Below are 17,077 nucleotides of genomic sequence, written 5' to 3'. Positions count from 1 at the left end.
GACGCGGAGGAACTGGAGTGGCTCACGCTGCCGCCTCCCACCCGGCCGAAGCCGGCCAGGATGGGTCCGGCCGACGTGGTGCGCGTCGGCGGTTCCGGTCTGCGCTCCCGGCCGATGCGGGTCTTCCTGTCCGCGCTCGGCATCGCCATCGGCATCGCCGCCATGGTCTCGGTGGTGGGCATCTCCAGCTCGTCCACAGAGGGACTCAACCGCCGGCTGGCGGCTCTCGGGACGAACCTGCTCACCGTCACGCCAGGGCAGTCCATCAGCGGTGACACCGCGCATCTGCCCGACGAGTCGGTCGGCATGATCGGAAACATCGACGCCGTCGAGTCGGTCTCCGCCATCGGCAAGACGAGCGCGAAGATCTACCGCAACGACCACATCCCCAAGGAGGAGACCGGCGGCCTCACCGTCGACGCGGCCCGCACGGACCTGCCCGAGAGCACCGGAACGGAGATCGTCGACGGCCGGTGGCTGAACGGCGCCAACAGCCGCTATCCGGCGGTCGTCCTCGGCGCCAAGGCGGCGGAGCAGATCGGCGTGCACCAGGCCGGAGAGGACGTCCAGGTGTGGATCGGTGGACGCTGGTTCACCGTCGTCGGCCTGCTCGCCCCCAACGAACTCCTGCCGGAGCTGGACTCCGCGGCACTCGTGGGCTGGCCGGTCGCCGAAGAACTCCTGGACTTCGACGGGTATCCGACGGCCGTCTACACCCGTACCGAGGAATCCGCCGTCAACGACGTGCAGGCCGTCCTCGGCGCCACCGCCAACCCCGAGAACCCCAGCGGCGTCAACGTCTCACGCCCCTCCGACGCCCTCGCCGCCAAGGAGGCCACGGACGACGCGCTGAGCGGTCTGCTGCTGGGACTCGGCGGTGTGGCCCTGCTGGTGGGCGGCGTCGGCGTGGCCAACACGATGGTGATCTCCGTGCTGGAGCGCCGCTCCGAGATCGGCCTGCGCCGCTCACTGGGCGCCACCCGGGGGCAGATCCGCACCCAGTTCCTGTCCGAGGCCCTGCTGCTGTCCGCGCTCGGCGGCCTCGGCGGCGTCCTCCTCGGCATCAGTGTCACAGCCGGCTACGCGGCCTACCAGGGCCTGCCCTCCGTCGTGCCGCCCTGGGCCATGATCGGTGGCGTCGGAGCCACCCTCGTCATCGGCGGTCTCGCCGGCTTCTACCCGGCCGTACGCGCTGCCCGGCTGCCCCCCACGGAGGCTCTGGCCACCACCTGATACGGCGGTGCCCCCTGCCGGTCATCCCCCGCCCGGCGGGGGCATCGCTGCACAACCCGTTGTATGCCATCCACGTCGCGCAGAAGTCAGCAGACAGAGGAGAAGTCATGGTCGTGGTGATGGCCCCCGAGGCTACACAGGAAGACGTAGAGGCCGTCGTCGAACTGGTACGGGCGGCGGGGGGCGACGCCTTCGTCAGCCGCGGGGTCGCACGCACCATCGTGGGACTCGTCGGCGACGTGGACGACTTCGAGGCACTCAACCTGGGCAGCCGCCGCGGCGTCCTCCAGGTCATGCGGGTGTCCGCCCCGTACAAGCTGGTCAGCCGGGAGCACCACGCCGCCCGGTCCGTGATCAGGGTCGGCGGCGTGCCCATCGGCCCCGGCACGCTCAGCGTGATCGCCGGGCCCTGCGCCGTGGAGACCGCGGAACAGACGCTGCGGGCCGCCCTGATGGCCCGGAAGGCAGGTGCCTCGCTGTTGCGCGGCGGCGCGTTCAAGCCGCGTACCTCGCCCTACTCCTACCAGGGGCTCGGCGAGGCCGGCCTCAGGATCCTCGCCGAGGTCCGCGCCGAGACGGGGCTTCCGGTGGTCACCGAGGTCATCGACCCGGGCGACGTCGACATGGTCGCCTCTTACGCCGACATGCTCCAGGTAGGCGCCCGCAACATGCAGAACTTCGCGCTGCTGCAGGCGGTCGGCCGGTCGGGCCGGCCGGTGCTGCTCAAGCGCGGCCTGAGCGCCACCATCGAGGAGTGGCTCAGCGCTGCCGAGTACATCGCCCAGCGCGGCAACCTCGACATCGTGCTGTGCGAACGCGGCATCCGCACCTTCGAGAGCGCCACCCGCAACACCCTGGACATCAGCGCCGTTCCGGTCGTCCAGCGCCTGTCGCACCTCCCCGTCGTCGTGGACCCCTCCCACTCGGGCGGCCGCCGCGACCTGGTCGTCCCACTGGCCCGGGCCGCGCTCGCGGCCGGCGCGGACGGCGTCATCGTCGACGTGCACCCGGAGCCCGGCGAGGCGCTGTGCGACGGCGAACAGGCCCTCACCGGAGACGACATACGGGAGATCGCCGACGCCGTCACCATCCTGTCGCCGCTGATGGGCCGCTCCCTCGCCATGCCGCTGGCCGGCCGGCCGGGCACCCGCCGCGTCGCCCCCGCGAGTTGACCCCCTCGGGGTGCCCCTTCCCCCGGGGCATTCCCGTCGTACGCCCCGACCCTTACAACCCCTAGGAAATAGGGGGCGTAAGGGGCGTCCGGGCGGCGCGAGCAGGGGTTTCGATGTGCATTCGATGCTGTCAATTTCGGTCACATCTGCGGAAGCACTTCAGCCGCTGATCTTCTGCTCAAAATCGTCAAGGGGGAGTCGAGAGCATTGGAAACTGGCTGGTTCCTGCAATCCCTGGCAAAGCGCCGAGAGTGTGTCGCCCACGAGGTGGTGCGACAGGCAATCCCTGCGCGGACGGCGGCCTTCGGCCGTGTCGGCGACGGCGATTGAGAGGCGCCGGGATGGAACTCGAGGAGGAGGAACTCAATCAGCAGCCCGTCGTGGAAGTGGACATCGACACGCTCGACCTGTCGGGTTCACCACGACTGGCCGGAGAGAGGCCGGAACACATTCAGATCCTGGCCGCGGTCCAGGATCCGCTGCCGCCCATCACGGTGCACCGGTCGACGATGCGGGTCATCGACGGCTTCCACCGGCTGAAGGCCACCCGCCTTCGGGGCGGACACACCATCGCCGCCAGGTTCTTCGACGGGGACGAAGCAGCGGCCTTCGTCCTGAGGGTGAAACTGAACGTCGCCCATGGGCTGCCGCTGGCCCTGGCGGACCGCAAACGCGCCGCCCAGCGCATCATTGTGACGCACCCGCAGTGGTCGGACCGGCGGGTCGCCTCCGTCACCGGGATCTCCCCGGGGACCGTCGGCGACCTGAGGCGGCGCGAGAGCGTCGATGCAGAGCCGACCGGGCGCCGACTGGGTCAGGACGGCCGGCTGCGACCGGTCGACGGCAGTGTGGGGCGGCTCCAAGCGCAGGAGTTGCTCACCGAGAACCCGGACCTGTCGCTGCGCCAGGTGGCTCGGGCGGCGGGCATCTCCCCGGAGACGGCCCGCGATGTCCGCAACCGGCTGCGCAACGGCGAGGACCCGCTGCCGCGGCGCCGAGGCGCGACGGCCACCGGGGCGGACGAGTCCCGGGTGACCTCACTGGGGCTCGCCCGCGCGGGCGGCCGCGGGGAGCCGGTCCTGGACCGGGCCGCGCTCGTGAAACGGCTGAAGGCCGACCCGGCCCTGCGCTTCACGGAGACGGGACGCAACCTGCTGCGCCTGCTTGCGCTCCACACGGTGCGCAAGGAGGAGTGGGACGCCATCATCAACAACGTCCCCCCGCACTGCAGTGACATCGTTGCCGACCTGGCCCGGCAGTTCGCTGACCTGTGGTCGGAGTTCGCGGTCCGGGTCAGGGACGAGGTCACGCAGATCGGCTGAGCGCCGAGGCCGGGCGTCCGAGTGTCGAAAGCGGACGGTTGGACGCCCGGTCTCCCGCCCCTGAGGCGGGCGGCGCACATGCAGCAGCCCCTATGTGGGGGCCGGGAGAACGAGGAGACCGCAGCGGAAGCGATCCGCGGCGGTCTCCTCGTTCTCCCGGTCCTGGATTTCCTCGTGTTGGCCATGCTTCCGCGTACCTACAGGGGGCTCCCCACGTCGTGGGTCGCGCGGACCGTGCGCAGCCGTGCCGCTTCGGCGACGCCCGCGCAGCCGGACAGGCCGAGCGCGTCCCGCAGTTCGTCCGCCAGCAGCGTGAGCACGCGCGCCGCGCCGGCCTCCCCGGCCGTGGCCAGACCCCACATGAGGGGCCGGCCGACCAGCACGCCGCCGGCGCCGAGGGCGAGGGCCCGCAACACGTCGGTCCCGCCTCGGACGCCGCTGTCCACCAGCACCTGGCACTGCCCCCCGAGTGCCCCCACCACCGCGCCGAGCGCCTCGGCGCTGGCGATCGCGCCGTCGAGCTGACGGCCGCCGTGGTTGGAGACCACGACGGCGTCCGCGCCGCACTCCGCCGCCCGCACGGCGTCCTCCGGCGCGAGCACTCCCCGAGCGGAAGACTCGTCCACTCCCGCAGCGCGCGCACGGTGTTCCAGCTCACCGCGGCGGAGAAGGCCTGGCGGGTGTGCGCGGCCACCGCGGACACGTCGTCCCCGGGGCGTCGGTGCGCGGCGGACACCGCGTCCCGTGCGAAGTGCTCGGCCGTCACGTGTCCCGGCAGCGTGAAGCGGTTGCGCGCGTCCCGCAGCCGGCGCCCCATCCAGGGCACGTCGACCGTGAGCACGATCGCCTCGCAGCCGGCGTCCTCCGCCCGGCGCACCAGGTTCAGGGAGCGCTCCGTGTCACGCAGCCAGTACAGCTGGAACCACACGGTGCCCCCCAGCGCGGTCAGTTCCTCGACGGGGACGCTGCTCAGCGTGGTGGCGGTGAAGGGCACACCGGCCGCCTTCGCCGCGCGGGCGACGGCCAGTTCGCCCTCCGGGTGCAGCAGACGCTGATACGCCACCGGAGCGACGGCGACCGGCATGCTCACCGGCCGGCCCAGGAGAGTGGCCTCGGTCGTGCACGCCGAGACGTCCCGGAGGATCCGGGGTACGACGAACACCCGGTCGAACGCGGCGCGGTTGGCATCCAGGGTCGTCTCGGCACCGCTGCCGCCGGCGACGAAGTCGCGCACGTCGGCGGGGAGCGCGGCGGCGGCCGCCCGCTCGAAGTCGGCCAGGCACTGGGCCCGTTCCGGGTCCTTCGCGAAGGTTCCCGCCGCGCCCGCGTCGCCGCCGTACCCGCCGGCCGCCACCGGATCCGGGTCAGGGCTGGAATCCACGCTGGCCCGTCCGCTCCAGTTCCACGGCCTCGTACAGCGCCTTGATGTTGGAACTGCCGAAGGTCTCCGCGCCCTGCCTTTCGATGACCTCGAAGAACAGGGTGTGCCGCGGGTGGGTGGAAGCGGTGAAGATCTGGAACAGCTGCCCTCCGTGGTCGGCGTCCGCGAGCACGTGGGCGGCCCTGAGGTCCGCCAGCCGCCGCGGGTCCAGGTCGATGCGCTCGCCGAGCAGGTCGTAGTAGGTGGAGGGCGTGTTCAGGAAGCTGACACCGCGCCGTCCGAGGGCCCGCACGGAGCGGACCGCGTCCGCGGACGAGAACGCCAGATGCTGTACGCCGGCGCCCTGGTGGCCCTTGAGGAACTCGTCGATCTGCCCCGGCGGGGCGGACGCGTCGGGCTGCAGCAGCGTCAGGGTGACCATGCCGGACGGGCTCTGGACGACCTTCGACTCCATGGCCTGTGCGCCCACCACGATGTGCTCTTCGAAGATGTCGTGGAACCCGAGGGTCCTCATGTAGTAGTCGACCGTGGACGCAAGGTCGCCGGTGTTCAGGCACACCGCGACATGGTCGATGTCCAGCAGGCCCACGTCCTCGGCCCGTTCGTCGGCGCCGCGCAGCGCCGGCACGAACCCCGACGGCAGCCCGGGGCCCTCGCCGGGGGCGCGCTGCACCAGCGTGTGCACGACATCGCCGAAGCCCTCGATCGCGGCGCTGACCTCGGGCCCGCCGGCCGTGCCCGGACCGCCGTCCGCGTGCCGGGTGGGACCGCGGCGGGCGTGGGCGCCGCCCGCGACCGCGGCCGCGAAGGCGGCCCCCACGTTCGCGGTGCGCAGGGCGATGTCGGCGACTCCGTCGCCGTGCGCGGCCACGTAGGCGGACGCGGGGTGCTGGTCCGAGGTGGCCTGGGTCACCACGAGCGTGATCAGCCCGTGGCGCAGGGCGATGCTGCGGTGGTCGGCCGAGCCTCCGGTGCCGGTGACGGAGAAGGCATACCGGTCGACCCAGTCGAATACCGATTCCTCCAGATGCTCGACGTACAGCTCGACATAGTCGATGGAGAGGTCGCCGAGCGGATCCGCGGCCTCGGCATTTGATAGGGCCCGCATGTGTCCCCCAACCAGAAAAGGAACGAGTTTTCTGAACTGTAGGACGAATCCCGAGGATTCGGCCATGAACACCGGACGGGTTTGGTTGGACGGCGGGCCGGAAAGCCGTCGACCCTAAACGGGATCAGTCGAACCCGTACTGGATTTTGTCCGCGCTGGTAGTCGGCCGGGGCTGGTTCATGAACTCGATCCGCATTTCACTCGCACGTCGATGGCCTTTGGACGGAGTGATGTTTCATGGTGCGCACGATGGCCGTCGTCGGCACGGGGCTCATCGGTACCTCGGTGGCGCTCGCCGCGAGCCTGCGGGGGGTGACGGTCTTTCTGTCCGACCGCGACCCGGTGGCCGCGCGGACGGCGGCCGCCCTGGGGGCCGGGCTGGCCGAAGAGCCCGACCGGCCCGTGGACCTGGCGGTCCTCGCGGTGCCGCCCAGTGCGGTCGGCGGCGTGCTGGCCCGGGCCCAGCCGCCGGTTCCTTGCCCGCAGTTACACCGACGTGGCCAGCGTGAAGTCCGTGCCGGTACGGATGGCGCTGAGCCAGGCTCCCGACCCGTCCCGCTTCGTCGGGGGCCATCCGACGGCGGGCCGCGAACGGTCCGGCCCGCTGGCCGCGCGGGCCGACCTGTTCCGTGGCCGGCCCTGGGCGCTCACCCCGTCGGCGTGCACCTCGGAGCTGGCGCTGGCGGCCGCCCGGGAGTTGGTGGAGCTGTGCGGCGGGGTGCCGGTGATGACCCGGAGCCGGGACCACGACGACGCGGTGGCACTGACCTCGCACGTGCCCCACCTGGTGGCCAGCCTGATGGCGGCGCGACTGCGGGAGGGGCCCGACGAAATGTCCAGGTTCGCAGGACACGGGCTGCGGGACGTCACCCGGATCGCCGGCGGCGACTCACGGCTCTGGGGCGACATCGTCCAGGCCAACGCCCCGGCCATCGCCGGGGTCGTCAGGGAGTTGCACGCCGATCTGTCCCGGCTGGTGGCGGCGTTCGACCTGTTGGCCGAGCCCGAGCCCGACTCCGCGGACGGCCTGGCGGGCGGCGACGTGGACGGCAGCCGGACCGGGCACGGGCGCGAGGCGGAGGACGGATCGGAGGGCGGATCGGAGGGCCCGGAGGACGGATCGGAGGGCGGATCGGAGAACGGAGAGCCCGATCCCGGTGGGCGCGGACGGGGCATGCGGACAATGCTCGATCTGCTCGCGCGGGGCGTCGAGGGCCTGGCCGTGCTTCCCGCGACCCGGGCGGGCGGGGCGGCCGCCGACGCCGGGATCCTGGTGGCCGTCCCGGGACGTCCCGGCGCGCTGCGGCGACTGCTGCGTGTGGTGGGGGAGTTCGGTGTCGCCCCGGAGGAGACGGCGGTCCTGAGGGCCGACGGCGACGGGGCCGGCGGCGTGCTGGAGGTGCGCGTCCCGGTGCCGTCCGGCCTGGCGGCGTCGGTGCTCGGCACCCTGCGGCACGAAGGCTGGGCGGCTGAGCCGGAAGGGGAGACGGTGCCCGAGGTCCCGGCCGGTGGGCGCCCGGCGGCGGGCATTCCACTTCCGTGGCTCAGACCGATCGATCGGCAGGGCTGAAGCACACCACTGATGCGGGTGCACACTAGGGTGTTTCGGCCACCTGTGATGAGGATTTCGTTCCGGACGTTGCCGTGGGCCGGGCCGCCGCGGCAACCGCCTGCGCCGGAGCGCGGGTCCTGAAGTGGCGGTACGGACAGACGCCGGGGGCAGCCGGAGGCCCGTCACGTGCGACACGGAGGGGGCGCCCCGGGCGGTTTCCGCCGGGCCGCTGCGTACTTGTTTGTGCTGTTTCGTCACCAGGAGCCCTGCGTCAGTCCTTTGCTCAGCCACTGGCCGAACTCACCGGGCGGTCGCCCCGGCCTGCGGCCCCGCCTATGCGTTTCGGGATGCGGACACCTGCTCGCCCGTGACCTTCTCATGAAATTTCACGGCGGGGAAATAAGGACTGTCTCAAAACGATCGATACCGTCCGGCACGTATGTCCGAAATCCAGACCACGGGCGACAGGATCGAGCCGGTATCCTGGGCGTACCGCTTCCCCTGCATCCAGCAGGGCCGTAACTCATCCCCCCACGTCGGTATCGGCGCAGATCGGAAGCGGTTTCATTGTTCTTCTTGATTTATTGCGAGGGTATTGCGAGTCGGCGGCACCGAGTGAAACGCCGCTGTGTACACGGACATGGATCACGGGGGGTCCTTTGAAGTTCCGAGACGTGAATCTCAGTGAAAGGGATGGAGAACTTCGACTGCTTGAGCAGGTCTACTCGAGATCTGTGAACGGCAAGGGCGCCGTCGCCCTGGTGAACGGACCGGTCGGCTGCGGAAAAACGGCTCTGATCCAGAACTTCGCCGAACGGGTCAGGGCACGGGGAGGCCGTTTCCTCTCGGTGACGGCTTCCGCGAGTGAGCGATTCGACTGGCTGGGGCTCATCGACCGGCTGATGAGTGCCATGCGTGCGGCGGGCCTGGTCGAGTACCCGTTCGTCGAGGAGGACGCCGCGGGACCTGCCTCCGGCCTCGCCGCGATCGAGGCCGGGAGGGTGCCGCTCGCCCTGCTGCAGCGGATTTCCCGCACCGTCACCGGTTTCGCGGGCGAGGGGCCGCTCGTCATCGGTGTGGACGACGTGCACTTCGCCGACGAGGCCTCGCTGGACTGTCTCAGCTACCTCATACGCCGCATCGATTCGGCTCCGATCATGGTCGTCCTGACCGAGAGCTCCTGCCACGAGCAGAGCCTTGTGACGTTCCACGCCGAGACCCTGCACCTGCCCTCCAGCCACCGCATCCGGCTGGGAACGCTCAGTCTCGACGGTGTCGCCGGCCAGTTGGCCGCCCGCGGGGTCATCGGCCCCGGGGCACGGGACGCCGCCGAGCCGTGGGCGGAGACGACCGGGGGGAACCCCCTGCTGCTGCACGCCCTCATCGACGACGTGGCGGAGGGCGGGTTGTCGGCGGAACCCGGCCCGCACGGCCTGCCGTCGGCAGCCGGGCAGCAGCGGCCTCTCGTGGGTGGGGACGCGGCCGGCGTGCGCGGGCCGGCCGGTCCGGGAGCCGTCGGTGTGCGCGTGCGTGTCCCGCTGCCGGGGGAGTCCTTCCGGTACGCCGTGCTGCGCTGCCTGCACCGCGGTGAGCCGGCGCTGCTCGCCGCCGCCCGCGCCCTCGCCGTACTCGGCGAGTCGGCGACCCCGGCGCTGATGGCCGACTTCCTCAGCGAGGACATCACCTCGGTGCGCCGCAGCATCGCCGAACTGCATGCCGCCGGCCTGCTCTCCGGCGTGCGCTTCCGACATGAGCGCACCAGGTCGGCCGTCCTTGCGGACATCCCCACCAAGGACCTCTTCGGGATGCGGTCCGCGGCGGCGGAACTGCTCCACGAGAGCGGAGCCCCCGCGATCGCCGTGGCCGAGCAACTGCTCGCCACCCATGAACCGGTCGCCGCCGCCTGGCAGACCGACATCCTCCGCCGCGCCGCCAGGGACGCCCGGGACACCGGGGACGTCGGCGCGGGCGTGGAGTACCTGCGGCACGCCTCCGGCATCTGCGCAGACCCGGTCCAGGAAGCCGAGGTGACCGCCGCGCTCGCCGAGACGCTGTGGCTGATCGACCCCGCGAAGGCCTCCCGGTACCTCCCGCAGCTCGAACGCATGGTGCGCGACGGTCTGCTGGCCGGGTCCGAGGCCCTGGTCGTGGTCGAACAGCTCGTCTGGCGGGGGGACTTCGCGCAGGCCGACGCCCTGCTCCGGATCATCGAGGGCCGGACCGCCGCCGAGGGCGCCGACCTCTGGGACGGCGCCGGGCCGGCCTCGTCCGCAGTCCGCGCCGGCGTCCGCCTGGTCCGGCTCCGGCTCTCCTTCTGCCGGCCCGGCCTGCGGCACGACCCGCGGGCCGAGCCACCCGGGGCGGGCCCCGTGTCCGCGGTCCCCGCGCTGCTGCCGGCCGGGGCGCTGGTCGACCTGACGGCCGGCCTGACCACGGCGGAGCACTGCACACCGGGTTCGCGCGGCCCCGGTCGGGGCGCCCGCTTCGCGACCCCGCCCGGCGGCCTGTTCCTGCGGGCCGAGGGCAGCCGGCCGGACGACTCCGTGTCCTGGCCGAAGCGGCTGCTGGAGGAACCGGGAAACCGGCGCGTGCCCATGCGACGGGCACTGCTCGAGGCCCTCGGCGCGGCCGAGGCGCTGCGCGCCGGCGACATCACCACGGCGTCCGCGGCAGCCAGGTCGGCGCTGACTCTCGTCGGCTCCGAGGCGTGGGGCGTGGTGATCGGCGTCCCCCTGTCCCTGGCGGTGCGGGCGGCGACGGCGTGCCGCGACCTCGACGCCGCCATGGCGTACCTCAACGTCCCTGTGCCCGCAGTCATGTTCGAGACACCCTTCGCCCTGCCCTACCTCCAGGCACTCGGCCGCTACCACCTCACCGCGGGCCGGCCCGGCGCCGCGCTGCGGCACTTCGAGACCTGCGGGGAGCTGATGGCGCGGTGGCGGCTCGACGTACCGGAGCTCGCGGACTGGCAGGGCGGTGCGGCGGCCGCCCTGATGGCGACGGGCCGGCGCGACCAGGCGCGAGCCGTGTTCCGGCAGCGACCGGTCCCCACCGGCGACGAGCCGCGGTCCGGGACCGGCACCCTGGGCGCGCTGCTGGCCACCAGCGCGCCCGACGAGCGGCTTCCCCTGCTCCAGGAGGCGTTACGGCTGCTCGAAGCGGGCGGCGACGGCGCCGAGTTCAGGCAGGCACCGGCCGACGCGGAGGCCGTGCGGGCGTTGGACCGGCGCACCGTCGAGCGGGAGCGGGTGTGGCCGCGGACAGCGCCGCCGGCCCGCCCGGAGCCGGAACTGCCGCAGCACCACCGTTCCGCGGACGCCGAGCCGTTCGGCGATCCGTCGGCGCACCGCCTTTCAGTGAACGGAGCACCGGACGCGCTGACCGAACTCACGGGAGCCGAACGCCGGGTGGGTGCGCTCGCCGCGTCCGGATGCACCAACCGGGAGATCGCCCGCAAGCTCTTCATCACGGTGAGCACGGTGGAACAGCATCTGACCAAAATCTACCGGAAGTTGAAGGTGCGCAGACGGACGGACCTTCCGGCGGACCTCAGAAGGTTCGCCGATCTCCCGTGTTCGCCCAATGGGGAATGAAAACGTACGGCATTGCCGTGCGATAGGGGAACTGCTCGTCAACTCCCCGTCCAAGTGAGCATTTTGGCGTGTTGGACAGCGTTGTGACGCGGGTTGAGAACGTGTGATCCTGGCCGCCGAAATCAACCACTGAAAATCCAATCCGCCGAGGGGATATCCATGGCCGGACGGAGCCTGGACGACTGTGCGCGGCCGGCAGAAGAAGCGCTGGAACCCGTTCTCGCGGAATTCCTGACAGCGGAGGGGACGACGGAGGCCGGGGCAGACCTCCGCAGGAACGACCTGCACCGCAGCCTCGCCGACCCCGTCCTCGACACGATGAACTTCCTGAACGAGGTCACGCATCGCTACCCGGACGCGATCTCCTTCGCCCCCGGACGGCCGTACGACGGGTTCTTCGACACCGAACGGATCTTCACCTACCTCCGCCGGTACCTGGACCACCTGACCGCCCAGGGCTGGTCCGACGACGACGTGCGCACCGCCATGTACCAGTACGGCCCCACCGCCGGACAGATCCGCGACATCGTTGCCGACTCGCTGCGCGCGGACGAGGACATCGACGTGCCGGCCGAGTCGATCGTCGTCACGGTCGGCGCGCAGGAGGCCATGCTGCTGGTGCTGCGGGCCCTCTTCCGCGGCCCGGACGACGTCCTCCTCGTGGCCAGCCCCTGCTATGTGGGCATCACCGGCGCGGCCCGGCTGCTGGACGTGTCGGTGGCCGCCGTGGAGGAGCGCGAGGACGGGCTCTCCTGCGCCGACGTGGAGGCGGTGATGCTGCGGGAGCGGGCGGGGGGACGCCGTCCCCGTGCCGTGTACGTGGTCCCCGACCACTCCAACCCCTCCGGGACCACGATGGACGCGGCGAGCCGTGCCGCGCTGCTGGAGCTGGCCGAGCGCCACGGCGTCCTGGTCATCGAGGACAGCCCGTACCGCAGGGTGAGCCCCGGCGTCACGCTGCCGACCCTGAAGTCCCTGGATCGCTCCCGTACGGTCGTCCACCTCGGCTCGTTCGCCAAGACGGTCTTTCCAGGCGCACGGGTCGGGTTCGTGGTCGCCGACCAGAGGGTGGCCGACGAAACGGGCCGCACCGGTCTCCTCGCCGGCGAACTCGCCAAGATCAAGAGCATGGTGACGGTCAACACCTCGTCGCTGAGCCAGGCCGCCGTGGCGGGGGCCCTGCTGTCCGCGGCCGGCCGGGTCTCCGAGCTGAACGCCGAACCGGCCGCCTACTACGGGCGCGCCATGCGGTCCACACTGCGGCAGCTGGACGCCCGTCTCCCGGCCGACCGGCGCGCGGCACTCGGCGTGCGGTGGAACGAACCGGCGGGAGGCTTCTTCCTCACCGTGCACGTCCCCTTCACGGCGGACAACGAGGCCCTGACCCGGTCCGCCCAGGACTTCGGCGTCATCTGGACGCCGATGAATTACTTCTATCCGCAGGGCGGCGGCCGGAACGCCCTCCGCCTGTCCACCAGTTATCTGACGGACGCGGACATCGAAGAGGGCATCGCCCGGCTCGCCCGATTCATCGAGGCGCGGAGTACCGAGTAGCGGACCACCGCGTCGACCGCCGAATTCCCGGGCCGGCTCTGCTCTCCGGCAATTCAGATCACCGACTCTGCCACGGAAAGGCGAAGGCAAGTGACCGGCATCAGTGCACGGAAACCGCGCAGCAAGCCGCGCATGTGGGGGTGGACCTTCCGATGACCAGCAGCCTCGACCACTACCTCGACCACCGTCCGGTCCTGACCGGGGACGGATCCCTGAGGACTCCGTTCCGGCCGCGGATCGTGGGCGTCGGCACCGCCGCCTCGCCCGCCGTCTACTCCCAGCAGGAAGTGCTCGATGCCTTCGGCATCACCGATCCCAGGATCGGCTCGGTCTTCCGCAACAGCGCCATCGACCGGCGCCACCTGACCCTGCCCGAACCGGACGCCGACGGCGTCCGCCACCCGGAGCAGCAGGGCGACCTGCTGGACAAGCACAAGGCCATGGCCGTCGGTATGGGCGCCGAGGCGCTGCGCGCCTGCCTGAAGCGGGCCGGTGCCGAACTCGCCGACCTGCGGCACCTGTGCTGTGTGTCCTCCACCGGCTTCCTGACCCCCGGCCTGAGCGCCCTGATGATCCGCGAACTGGGCATCGACCGGCACTGCAGCCGCAGCGACATCGTCGGCATGGGCTGCAACGCGGGGCTCAACGCGCTGAACGTCGTGGCCGGCTGGTCCGCCGCCCACCCCGGCGAACTCGCCGTGGTGCTCTGCACGGAGGCCTGCTCCGCCGCGTACGCGATGGACTCCTCGATGCGCACGGCGGTCGTCAACAGCCTCTTCGGTGACGGAGCCGGCGCAATCGCGCTTCTGTCCGGGCCCGGTGACGACGTGTCGGGGGCCGCCGAGGGACCGACCGTCCTCAAGTTCTCCAGCTGCATCATCCCCGACGCGATCGACGCGATGCGCTACGACTGGGACCGCGAGCTGGACCGGTTCAGCTTCTACCTCGACCCGCAGATCCCGTACGTCGTCGGCGCCCACGCCGAGATCGTCGTCGACCGACTGCTGCAGGACACCGGCCTGCGCCGCAGCGACATCGGCCACTGGCTGGTGCACTCCGGCGGCAAGAAGGTCATCGACGCGGTCACCGTCAACCTGGGACTGACCCGTCACGACCTACGGCACACGACCGGGGTTCTCAGGGACTACGGCAACGTGTCGAGCGGCTCGTTCCTGTTCTCCTACGAACGGCTTCTCGACGAGCAGGTGACCAGGCCCGGCGACTTCGGGGTGCTGATGACGATGGGACCGGGGTCCACGCTCGAGACGGCGCTGGTCCAGTGGTGACGACGGGGGAGAACGCCATGAGAGACACAAGTGACGTGCTGACGCTGGTCATCGACGGGACCCGGCCCCTCACCGCCGGCACCGTCAAGGACCTGACCGTCCTGTGCGACCGGGCCGAGGACCGGGGCGCCGGCGGGATCGTCTCCCTGCGGGTCACCGGCGCGCCCAAACCGGGCTGGGCCGACGCACTGGACGTCGCCCTGGTCACCAAGTGGGAGCGGGTACTGCGGCGGCTGGAGCGGCTGCCCGCCGGGACCGTCGCCCTCGCCACCGGCGACTGCGGCGGAACGGCCCTCGACGCGTTCCTCGTCGCCGACATCCGCATCGCGACGCCGGAGACCCGGCTGCTCGTGCCCTTCGACGGGGAGTCCACCTGGCCCGGTATGGCCACGTTCCGGCTCGTCCGGCTCGCCGGCGCCGCCCGGGTGCGCCGCAGTGTGCTCTTCGGGCATCCTCTCTCCGCGTCCGAGGCGCTGGCGCTGGGTATCGCCGACGAACTGGCAGAGGGCCCGGACGCGGCGGCGGCCGCAACGGAGCAGCTGATCGAAGAGGTGTCCGGCAAGGAACTCGCCATCCGGCGCCAGCTGCTGTTCGACGCCCAGCACGCCAGCTTCGAGGACGCCCTCGGACCCCATCTGGCGGCCTGCGACCGCGCCCTTCGGCGCAGCGCCTCCGGGGAGGCCGCATGACGACGACCCCGCCCCGCCCGGCGCCCGCGCTCGACGGATGGCAGTCCCTGACCGAGGCGGTGGAACAGGCGGAGAAGTCGCTGGCCTCGCTGCCCACCCCGGCGGAGCGCACCGCGGCGCAGCGGGCCGACGCCGATGCCGTGAAGAACCGGGCCCGCGGCGAGCGGGCCCGGTTCCTGGAGACGCACGCCGAAACCGTCTACGACCGGCTCACCGAGGGACGCACCCGCGAACTGCGCATCGGTGAACTGGTCACGGCTGCCGCGACCGCCTACCCCGGTCTGGTGCCGACGCCGGACGTGCTGGAGCGGGAGCGGAGCCGGCCGCAGGCCGACAAGGAAGGCCACGAGATCGACCAGGGCATCCTCCTGCGTGCCGTCCTGCGCTCGCCCGTCGCCGGCCCCCACCTCCTCGCGTCCATGCTCCGCCCCACGGACCGGGCGCTCGCGCTGCTGCCGCGGTTCCGGCGGACGGGCGTCGTGGAGATGGAGGCCGTACGGCTTGAGCGCCGCGACGGGGTCGCCCGGCTGACGCTGTGCCGGGACGACTGCCTCAACGCCGAGGACGACCAGCAGGTCGACGACATGGAGACGGCCGTCGACCTGGCTCTGCTCGATCCGGGTGTCCGGATGGGCCTGGTGCGCGGCGGCGAGATGAGCCACCCCCGCCACCGGGGCAAGCGGGTCTTCAGCGCGGGCATCAACCTGAAGAACCTCAGCTCCGGCGACATCTCCCTGGTCGACTTCCTGCTGCGCCGCGAACTCGGCTACCTCCACAAGCTGTTCCGCGGGATTCGCGTCGAGGACCCCGCCGCCTGGCACACGCCGTACGCCGAGAAGCCGTGGGTCGCCGCCGTCGACGGCTTCGCGATCGGCGGCGGGGCCCAACTGCTGCTGGTCTTCGACCACGTCCTCGCCGCGTCCGACGCCTACCTCAGCCTCCCGGCAGCGAAGGAGGGCATCATCCCCGGGGTCGCCAACTTCCGCTTCAGCCGGTACGCAGGGCCGCGGCTGTCGCGCCAGGTGATCCTGGAGGGCCGCCGGATCTGGGCGTCGGAACCGGCGGCCCGGATGCTGGTCGACGAGGTCGTGGAGCCGGCGGAGATGGACGCCGCCGTGGAGCGCAGCCTGGCGCGGCTCGACGGCGAGGCAGTGCTCGCCAACCGGCACATGCTCAACCTCGCCGAGGAGCCGGTGGACGCGTTCCGCGCGTACATGGCCGAGTTCGCGCTCCAGCAGGCGCTGCGGCTGTACGGGGCCGACGTGATCGACAAGGTGGGCAGGTTCGCGGCGGGCTCCTCATGACGGCCGGCCGCGGTGACGCCGACCGCCTCCGGGTGCGGTACGAGAAGAAGGACGGCGTCGCCCGCGTCACCCTCGACCGGCCCGACGTGCTCAACGCCATGGACCTGCGCATGCACCGGGAACTCGCCGCTGTCTGGGACGACGTGGAGGCGGACGACGGCGTCCGCGTCGCGGTCCTGACCGGGGCGGGCGACCGGGCCTTCTCAGTGGGACAGGACCTCGGGGAACGGGCCCGGCTCACCGCCGAGGGGGCCGGACCCACGACGTTCGGCAGCCGCGGCCTGCCCGGCTGGCCGCGGCTCACCGAGCGGTTCTCCCTGTCCAAACCGGTGCTGGCGCGCGTGCACGGCTACGCGCTCGGCGGCGGCTTCGAACTGGTCCTCGCCTGCGATCTGGTCATCGCCTCGCGGGACGCGGTGTTCGCGCTGCCGGAGGTACAGCTCGGGCTGGTGCCCGGCGCGGGCGGCGCGTTCCGGCTGGCCCGGCAGCTGCCCCTCAAGACGGCCATGGGGTATCTCCTCACCGGACGCCGGATGGACGCGGCGACCGCTCTGCGCCTCGGGCTGGTCAACGAGGTCACCGAGCCGCAGGAGCTGAACGACAGGGTCGCCGCCTGGACCGATGACATCGTCCGCAGTGCGCCCCTGTCGGTGCGGGCCATCAAGGAGTCCGTCATGCGCTCGCTCGACCGGCCGCTGGAGGAGGCGTTCGCGACCCGCTACGTCTGGGAGGAGCGGCGCATGCACAGCGCGGACGCCGCGGAGGGCCCCCGGGCGTTCGCGGAACGGCGTGACCCGATCTGGACCGGCCACTGAAGACCGGAGGCCGCGTCTGACACCGGCCCCGCCGACGGCCGCCGACGCCGTCGGCGGGCCCGGAGTCT

At 71.9% G+C, this 17,077-nt stretch carries 11 protein-coding genes and 1 pseudogene; 10 read left to right on the top strand and 2 right to left on the bottom strand.

Going from position 1 to position 17,077, the window contains the following annotated elements:
* The first annotated feature begins 60 nt into the window (after positions 1-60).
* The 3 genes from ACZ562_RS00310 (at position 61) to ACZ562_RS00300 (ending at position 3,727) form a co-directional block, all read left to right on the top strand.
* Positions 61-1,233: an ABC transporter permease gene (locus ACZ562_RS00310; RefSeq protein WP_471173912.1), complete on the top strand. Its 1,173-nt coding sequence runs from the start codon at positions 61-63 to the stop codon at positions 1,231-1,233.
* A 107-nt stretch (positions 1,234-1,340) separates the two neighbouring features.
* Positions 1,341-2,405 carry a 3-deoxy-7-phosphoheptulonate synthase gene (gene aroF, locus ACZ562_RS00305; RefSeq protein ID WP_471172279.1) on the top strand — a complete coding sequence of 355 codons (1,065 nt, stop codon included), beginning with the start codon at positions 1,341-1,343 and terminating at the stop codon, positions 2,403-2,405.
* A gap of 341 nt (positions 2,406-2,746) precedes the next feature.
* Entirely contained in the window at positions 2,747-3,727 is a 981-nt protein-coding gene (locus ACZ562_RS00300; protein ID WP_471172274.1) for a streptomycin biosynthesis protein, read from the top strand.
* A gap of 197 nt (positions 3,728-3,924) precedes the next feature.
* On the opposite strand, the pseudogene ACZ562_RS00295 reads toward ACZ562_RS00300, so the two are convergent.
* Together ACZ562_RS00295 and hppD are read right to left on the bottom strand one after the other, a co-directional pair.
* Positions 3,925-4,961: pseudogene (locus tag ACZ562_RS00295) on the bottom strand (alpha-hydroxy acid oxidase).
* 130 nt (positions 4,962-5,091) lie between these two features.
* On the bottom strand, positions 5,092-6,216 hold the full coding sequence (gene hppD / locus ACZ562_RS00290; RefSeq protein ID WP_471172272.1) for a 4-hydroxyphenylpyruvate dioxygenase: 1,125 nt from the start codon (positions 6,214-6,216) through the stop codon (positions 5,092-5,094).
* 496 nt (positions 6,217-6,712) lie between these two features.
* Here hppD and ACZ562_RS00285 point away from each other — a divergent pair, with 496 nt between their 5' ends.
* The 7 genes from ACZ562_RS00285 to dpgD all read left to right on the top strand — a co-directional run bounded on the left by ACZ562_RS00285 (position 6,713) and on the right by dpgD (position 17,009).
* Entirely contained in the window at positions 6,713-7,786 is a 1,074-nt protein-coding gene (locus ACZ562_RS00285; protein ID WP_471172268.1) for a prephenate dehydrogenase/arogenate dehydrogenase family protein, read from the top strand.
* Between the two features lie 656 nt (positions 7,787-8,442).
* On the top strand, positions 8,443-11,361 hold the full coding sequence (locus ACZ562_RS00280; protein WP_471172264.1) for a helix-turn-helix transcriptional regulator: 2,919 nt from the start codon (positions 8,443-8,445) through the stop codon (positions 11,359-11,361).
* Between the two features lie 318 nt (positions 11,362-11,679).
* Positions 11,680-12,915: an aminotransferase-like domain-containing protein gene (locus tag ACZ562_RS00275; RefSeq protein ID WP_471173910.1), complete on the top strand. Its 1,236-nt coding sequence runs from the start codon at positions 11,680-11,682 to the stop codon at positions 12,913-12,915.
* A 152-nt stretch (positions 12,916-13,067) separates the two neighbouring features.
* Entirely contained in the window at positions 13,068-14,201 is a 1,134-nt protein-coding gene (gene dpgA, locus ACZ562_RS00270; protein ID WP_471172262.1) for a 3,5-dihydroxyphenylacetyl-CoA synthase DpgA, read from the top strand.
* Between the two features lie 17 nt (positions 14,202-14,218).
* On the top strand, positions 14,219-14,890 hold the full coding sequence (gene dpgB, locus ACZ562_RS00265) for an enoyl-CoA-hydratase DpgB (protein ID WP_471172259.1): 672 nt from the start codon (positions 14,219-14,221) through the stop codon (positions 14,888-14,890).
* Positions 14,887-16,194 (top strand): (3,5-dihydroxyphenyl)acetyl-CoA 1,2-dioxygenase DpgC, encoded by a 1,308-nt coding sequence (dpgC, locus tag ACZ562_RS00260; protein ID WP_471172256.1) that lies wholly within the window; start codon positions 14,887-14,889, stop codon positions 16,192-16,194. The genes dpgB and dpgC overlap by 4 nt, the downstream gene beginning before the upstream one ends.
* Complete coding sequence (gene dpgD / locus ACZ562_RS00255; protein ID WP_471172253.1) at positions 16,191-17,009, top strand: enoyl-CoA-hydratase DpgD; 819 nt, start codon at positions 16,191-16,193, stop codon at positions 17,007-17,009. The genes dpgC and dpgD overlap by 4 nt, the downstream gene beginning before the upstream one ends.
* Positions 17,010-17,077 lie beyond the last annotated feature (68 nt).

This window comes from Streptomyces sp. NPDC040410, assembly GCF_055595715.1.
The sequence above is the reverse complement of the archived record's forward strand: the minus strand, read 5'-3'. Positions and strand labels throughout refer to the sequence as shown.

Coding starts and splice junctions, on each gene's coding strand:
- ACZ562_RS00310 (WP_471173912.1), top strand. CDS start 61: ATGGGTCCGGCCGACGTGGTGCGCGTCGGCGGTTCCGGTCTGCGCTCC.
- aroF (WP_471172279.1), top strand. CDS start 1,341: ATGGTCGTGGTGATGGCCCCCGAGGCTACACAGGAAGACGTAGAGGCC.
- ACZ562_RS00300 (WP_471172274.1), top strand. CDS start 2,747: ATGGAACTCGAGGAGGAGGAACTCAATCAGCAGCCCGTCGTGGAAGTG.
- hppD (WP_471172272.1), bottom strand. CDS start 6,216: ATGCGGGCCCTATCAAATGCCGAGGCCGCGGATCCGCTCGGCGACCTC.
- ACZ562_RS00275 (WP_471173910.1), top strand. CDS start 11,680: ATGAACTTCCTGAACGAGGTCACGCATCGCTACCCGGACGCGATCTCC.
- dpgA (WP_471172262.1), top strand. CDS start 13,068: ATGACCAGCAGCCTCGACCACTACCTCGACCACCGTCCGGTCCTGACC.
- dpgB (WP_471172259.1), top strand. CDS start 14,219: ATGAGAGACACAAGTGACGTGCTGACGCTGGTCATCGACGGGACCCGG.
- dpgC (WP_471172256.1), top strand. CDS start 14,887: ATGACGACGACCCCGCCCCGCCCGGCGCCCGCGCTCGACGGATGGCAG.
- dpgD (WP_471172253.1), top strand. CDS start 16,191: ATGACGGCCGGCCGCGGTGACGCCGACCGCCTCCGGGTGCGGTACGAG.